This is a genomic window from Lactiplantibacillus plajomi, from assembly GCF_005405405.1.
GTDB classification, from domain to species: Bacteria; Bacillota; Bacilli; order Lactobacillales; family Lactobacillaceae; genus Lactiplantibacillus; species Lactiplantibacillus plajomi.
In genome coordinates, this window is sequence record NZ_BJDZ01000006.1 from 120,221 (window position 1) to 126,660 (window position 6,440).

Genomic DNA, 6,440 nt, shown 5'->3' on the forward strand with positions numbered 1-6,440 from the left:
TTTAATAATATATAAAAGTTTCGATGAAGGAGGCACATATGAACAATCGACGAAATGGACTCTTTCGTAATAGCTTATTTTATATTTTGCTCTTCTTAAGCTTGATGGGAATTATCTACTTTTTCTTTGGTGGTAATTCCAGCTCACAGACTCAAAATATTCGCTATAGCGAATTTGTCAAACAATTGGATAAAAATAACGTTAAGAACGTTAATATCCAGCCAAGTGGTGGCGTCTACAAGGTTACCGGTTCATACCGTAAAGCCCGGACCGCTTCTTCCTCTAACGCGTTAGGGATGAAGAGTTCGGCGACGAAGACCACGTCGTTTTCAACAACGATGTTGGAAAACAACGCCACGGTTGAGCAGGTTTCCAAGTTAGCAGCCAAACACAACGTTAATTTGACGGCGAAAGCCGAAGAATCTAGCGGTATCTGGGTCACGTTGTTAATGTACATTGCACCGTTGATTCTGTTTGTATTCCTATTCTACATGATGATGGGACAAGCAGGTCAGGGTGGCGGTAACAACCGGGTTATGAACTTTGGGAAGACCAAGGCTAAACCAGCCGATAGTAAGCAAAACAAGGTTCGTTTCTCCGACGTTGCCGGTGAAGAAGAGGAAAAGCAAGAATTAGTCGAAGTTGTCGAGTTCTTGAAAGATCCGCGGAAATTCGTCTCGCTGGGTGCCCGGATTCCATCTGGGGTACTGCTCGAGGGGCCTCCTGGTACTGGTAAAACGTTACTGGCCAAAGCGGTTGCCGGTGAAGCCGGCGTGCCGTTCTTCTCGATTTCGGGTTCTGATTTCGTTGAAATGTTCGTTGGGGTTGGGGCTTCCCGGGTCCGCGATTTGTTCGAACAGGCCAAGAAGAACGCACCGTCGATTATCTTTATTGATGAAATCGATGCCGTTGGGCGTCAACGTGGTAACGGCATGGGCGGTGGCCACGACGAACGTGAACAAACCTTGAACCAATTACTGGTTGAAATGGACGGGTTCACGGGTAACGAAGGGGTCATCGTGATGGCTGCGACGAACCGTTCCGACGTGTTGGACCCCGCCTTGCTACGGCCGGGTCGGTTTGACCGGAAGATTCTGGTTGGCCGTCCGGACGTCAAGGGTCGTGAAGCCATTTTGAAGGTTCACGCCAAGAACAAGCCGTTAGCAGCGGACGTTGATTTGAAAGAAATTGCTAAGCAAACGCCTGGATTCGTCGGGGCCGACCTTGAAAACTTATTGAACGAAGCGGCCTTACTGGCAGCCCGGCGCAATAAGAAACAAGTGGAAGCTTCTGACTTAGACGAGGCGGAAGACCGGGTTATCGCCGGACCAGCTAAGCACGATCGGTCGATTAGTAAGCGCGAGCGGGAAACCGTTGCGTACCACGAAGCCGGCCATACGATTGTTGGGTTGGTCTTGAACGATGCGCGGGTCGTGCATAAAGTTACCATCGTACCACGGGGTCGTGCTGGCGGGTACGCCATCATGTTACCGCGTGAAGACCAGATGTTAATGTCGAAGCGCGATGCTAAGGAACAAATGGCTGGTTTAATGGGTGGTCGGGCCGCCGAAGAAATTATCTTCGATTCCCAATCATCCGGTGCTTCTAATGACTTTGAACAGGCCACTCAAATCGCCCGGGCGATGGTGACCCAGTACGGGATGAGTGAAAAGCTTGGACCGGTCGAATTAGAAAATGCCAACCAGCAAGCTGCTTACCAACAAGGGATGGGCGCTAACGCCTTTTCACAACATACAGCGCAACTAATTGATGACGAAGTTCGGCGTTTGGCTAGCGAAGCACACCAAACGGCTACCGACATCATTCAGGCGCACCGCGAACAACATAAAGTGATCGCGGAAGCGTTGCTGAAGTACGAAACGCTGGATGAAAAGCAGATTATTAGTCTGTTCAAGACTGGTAAGATGCCAGAAAAGGACAGCGCTAGCGAATTTCCAAGTGAAAAAGCGGCAACGTTCGAAGAATCTAAACGTGAATTAGAACGGCGGGAAGCGGAAAAGCAAGCTGACTTGAAGTCAAGTGCGGCGGCCGATTCGGATCAACCAGCGTCAACGGCGCCGGCCAGTGAAGAACCAACTTTCCCAAGTGAATCACAAGCGGATTCGGCTTCATCGAGTACTGATGATTCAGCTAGTTCAGCGGCAAGTGACGGTGCGGATAGTGCAGTGCCGACTTCCGATGATGATGATCACCAAGTTTAAAATGATTGTTAAGGAGCTGGGACTTTGTCTCAGCTCTTTTTCTGCGGTATGATATGGCAGACTATTAAATGTGAGATGGGAGAATTTCAATGGCAGATTATTTAGTAAAGAGTGTGGCGGGTAACGAGATGTTTCGGGCCTACGCGGTGGACGCAACCGAAGTTGTTGCAACTGCACAACGAAAGCATGATACCTGGAGTGCGGCTTCCGCAGCGCTCGGTCGTAGTTTAGTCGGAACGTTACTACTGGCTTCGTCCGTCCTGAAGGGTGACGAACGGATGACCGTTAAGATCAACGGGAACGGACCGGTCGGCGGGATCGTTGTCGATGGCAATGCGAACGGGACCGTGAAGGGTTACTTGCAGCATCCGCATATTCACTTACCGTTAAATGATAAGCATAAGATTGATGTTAAGGGAGCCGTTGGGACCGAGGGCTTTTTAGCGGTCACTAAGGACCAGGGTATCGGTGATCCGTTTACCGGGACGGTCGGGTTAGTCTCCGGTGAACTGGGTGAGGACTTTACGTATTACCTCGCACAGTCAGAACAAATTCCATCAGCGGTTGGTTTATCGGTATTCGTTAACGATGACAATACAATCGGCGTTGCCGGGGGCTTTCTGATTCAGGTGCTACCGAACGCGGATGATGAAGCCATCGATAGTTTGGAAGCTAAGCTCAAGGACATGCCGCTGGTTTCGCAACTATTACGTGATGGTCAGACACCGGAAGATATTTTGAACCGGTTGTTTGACGGTGACGTTAAGGTCTTGGACCGGATGCCGGTCAAGTTCGAATGTGACTGTTCTAAAGAGCGGTTTGCGGAAGCGCTGATGGCTTTACCAAAACACGAGGTTCGTGAAATGATTGATGAAGATCATGGTGCAACCGCAGTGTGCCATTTTTGTGGTAACCAGTATCATTTCAGTGAATCAGAACTTGAAACGGTGCTGACCCGTTCAAAGGGTGACGATTAGGATGGATTTGAATACGCCGTGGCGAATCGGCGACGTGGTGATTCCGAACCGCCTAGTGGTTGCCCCGATGGCCGGGGTGACTAACGCCGCTTTTCGAGTGATTTGTAAGGATTTTGGTGCGGGACTGGTTGTCTGCGAGATGATCTCCGACCGTGGTATCATGTACCATAACCAAAAGACGCTTTCGATGATGTTTGTGGACCCCAAAGAACACCCGATGAGCATTCAAATTTTTGGCGGGTCGAAGGAAACGTTGGTTCGAGCCGCGCAATTTGTTGACCAGCAAACCAGTGCGGATATTATCGATATCAACATGGGCTGTCCAGTGAACAAGGTCGTTAAAACTGATGCTGGCGCCAAGTGGTTATTAGATTCGAATAAGGTTTACGAAATGGTGGCCGCGGTGACTAGTGCGGTACAAAAGCCGGTTACGGTGAAGATGCGTACCGGGTGGGATGACCAGCACGTGCTCGCCGTTGAGAACGCCTTAGCAGCTGAACGGGCCGGTGCCGCGGCAATTGCGATGCACGGGCGGACCCGTCAACAGATGTATCGTGGTCACGCTGACTGGGACGTTTTAAAACGGGTGGCGGACGCCATCAGTATCCCGTTGATGGGAAACGGTGACGTTCAAACGCCGCAAGATGCTGAACGGATGTTAACCGAAGTCGGGGCGGACGCAGTGATGATCGGACGGGCCGTTGAGGGGAACCCGTGGATGTTGCGGCAAACGGCGCATTACCTGGCGACGGGAGAACTGTTACCCGTACCGAGTGTCAGCGAAAAAATGCAAACGGCCCGGGAACACTTACAACGGCTAGTTGCGTTAAAGGGCGAGCGGGGCGGTTGTCATGAGTTTCGGGAACAGGCCCCTTATTACCTAAAGGGAATTCCCCGCTCAGCCCGAACCAAGGTTGCGTTGATGGAAGCGACTAGTGAGAGTGAGATGTTAGCGATTTTAGCAACTTTTCAGGCGCAAACGGAAAGTTATTTAGCAACGAAAGCGCTAAAGTGAAGAATTCACTTGCATTTTTGCAAATGGACTGTAAAAATTAACATGTAGTGATTGGTCAGCGACGGCTTACCGGACGTTGACTAGGAATGGAGGAACATCAGTGGCACGACAAGAACAGACGATGAACGATCAACTTAAGGTTCGTCGCGAAAAAATGCAAGAACTGCGTGACGAGGGGATTGATCCCTTTGGTCACCGTTTCGAACGGACCGATTTAGCACAGGATTTGACGGACCGTTACGGTGAAATGGATAAAGACGACTTGGATGCTAAGAACGTAACGGCGACAATTGCCGGTCGGATGTTAGCTAAGCGTGGTAAGGGGAAAGTCGGCTTTGCCGATCTCTGGGACCGCTCTGGTAAGATGCAGCTGTATATTCGAAAAGACGTGGTCGGTGAAGACACTTACCATATCTTCAAGCGTTCCGATATTGGTGATTTTCTCGGTGTAACCGGGGAAGTCTTCAAGACGGACTTTGGCGAATTAACGATCAAGGTAACCGGGCTGACTTTCTTATCAAAGGCCTTACGTCCGTTACCTGACAAGTTCCACGGTTTACAAAACGTTGAACAGATTTACCGTCAACGTTACTTGGACTTAATTTCGAATCGTGATAGTTTCGAACGTTTCATGAAGCGGACCAAGATTATTTCTGCCATTCGGCGGCACTTAGATGGCCAGGGCTTTACCGAAGTTGAAACGCCAATGTTGCATAACCAGGCTGGTGGTGCTGCGGCGCGTCCGTTCATTACGCACCATAACGCACTGAACATCGACCTTTACTTACGGATTGCCTTGGAATTGCACTTAAAGCGGCTAATTGTGGGTGGAATGGAAAAGGTCTATGAAATCGGCCGGGTTTTCCGGAATGAAGGGATGGACCGTGAACACAACCCTGAATTTACGATGATGGAAACCTACGTGGCCTACTATGATTTCCACGACGTGATGGATGAGACCGAGGGCATCTTTAAGGCGGCCGCGGCAGCTGTTTCGACCGATGGCACCGTCACTTACCATGATCAAAAGGTGGACTTCAACCAACCATTCCACCGGATTCATATGGTGGATGCGATTAAGGAAAAGACGGGAATCGACTTCTGGCAACCAATGTCATTAGAAGACGCACGTAAGTTAGCTGATGAACACCACGTTAAGTACGAATCATACTGGAAGGTCGGCCACATTATCAACGCCTTCTTCGAAGAATTCGTTGAAGATACCTTGAACGAACCAACTTTCGTTTACGGTCACCCGGTAGAAATTTCGCCGTTAGCTAAAAAGAACGAAAAGGATCCACGCTTTACGGACCGGTTCGAACTGTTTATTTTGGGCAACGAATACGCGAACGCCTTTAGTGAATTGAATGATCCAATCGATCAACGGGAACGTTTTGAAGCTCAGGCTGCGGAACGGACTGCTGGTAACGATGAAGCCGAACATATTGACGAAGACTTCGTCGAAGCGTTGGAATACGGGATGCCGCCTACTGGGGGTCTCGGAATTGGGATTGATCGGCTCGTTATGTTAATGACGGATGCTGATTCAATTCGTGACGTTTTGTTATTCCCAACAATGCGTCCAGAAGAAGATAAGTAGTATTTCAAAATTGAGCGGGTGTCCCGGCCTTTTAATGGTCCGGGACGCCCGCTTTTTGCTCCCTGCTAAGGTGTAAACTGGATGTTTTAAAAAAATGTTGGATTTTTTTAATCCGAACAATTGGCTGAATATTAGTGGGTAAAATTAGTAAAAATGGGTATTTCGAGGTTGGTAGCCGGATAAAAAGGGCCGTCCCCGGTCGACTTTTTATAAATATCCGTACGTTGAAAAATATGGTATCAGAACATGGCATTAATGACCGGTTATTTTTACGTTTTAAGACTTGCAATTCGACGGGATAATTGGTAAATTAGTATACGTTGTTGAGGCGCACAAAGCGTTGAGCGCGTGGGTTTCAGTAAAAATCATTAATAAAAAAGTTGTTGACAAGTTGTTAATGACTTGGTATGATGATTAAGTTGCGTTAAGGAATTAACGTTACGAATTAGACCTTTGAAAACTGAACAAAGTTTCGACGAATCAAATGTGTAGGGTCTCTTGATCTTGAATCAAGAGCAAACATTTGCGAAGTCAATTCGCTAGCAAATAAATTTTTGAACAACTTTAAATGAGCTTTTTAGAACTCATCATTAATTTGAGAGTTTGATCCTGGCTCAGGACGAACG

4 protein-coding genes are annotated in these 6,440 nt (G+C 48.5%); all 4 read left to right on the top strand.

Translation table 11 applies throughout. From position 1 onward, the window contains the following. The first annotated feature begins 38 nt into the window (after window positions 1–38). The 4 genes from ftsH (at window position 39) to lysS (ending at window position 5,814) form a co-directional block, all read left to right on the top strand. Window positions 39–2,222, top strand: coding sequence for an ATP-dependent zinc metalloprotease FtsH (ftsH, locus tag FFM82_RS03760; protein WP_137644534.1), 2,184 nt, complete (start codon window positions 39–41; stop codon window positions 2,220–2,222). An 89-nt stretch (window positions 2,223–2,311) separates the two neighbouring features. Continuing rightward, the gene (gene hslO / locus FFM82_RS03765) at window positions 2,312–3,199 is read left to right on the top strand and encodes an Hsp33 family molecular chaperone HslO (RefSeq protein ID WP_137644535.1); all 888 of its coding nucleotides are present in this window, start codon (window positions 2,312–2,314) and stop codon (window positions 3,197–3,199) included. A 1-nt stretch (window position 3,200) separates the two neighbouring features. Beyond that, window positions 3,201–4,214 (top strand): tRNA dihydrouridine synthase DusB, encoded by a 1,014-nt coding sequence (gene dusB, locus FFM82_RS03770; RefSeq protein WP_170178197.1) that lies wholly within the window; start codon window positions 3,201–3,203, stop codon window positions 4,212–4,214. A 100-nt stretch (window positions 4,215–4,314) separates the two neighbouring features. Next, window positions 4,315–5,814 (top strand): lysine--tRNA ligase, encoded by a 1,500-nt coding sequence (lysS, locus tag FFM82_RS03775; RefSeq protein WP_137644536.1) that lies wholly within the window; start codon window positions 4,315–4,317, stop codon window positions 5,812–5,814. Window positions 5,815–6,440: the final 626 nt, after the last annotated feature.

Coding starts and splice junctions, on each gene's coding strand:
- ftsH (WP_137644534.1), top strand. CDS start 39: ATGAACAATCGACGAAATGGACTCTTTCGTAATAGCTTATTTTATATT.
- hslO (WP_137644535.1), top strand. CDS start 2,312: ATGGCAGATTATTTAGTAAAGAGTGTGGCGGGTAACGAGATGTTTCGG.
- dusB (WP_170178197.1), top strand. CDS start 3,201: ATGGATTTGAATACGCCGTGGCGAATCGGCGACGTGGTGATTCCGAAC.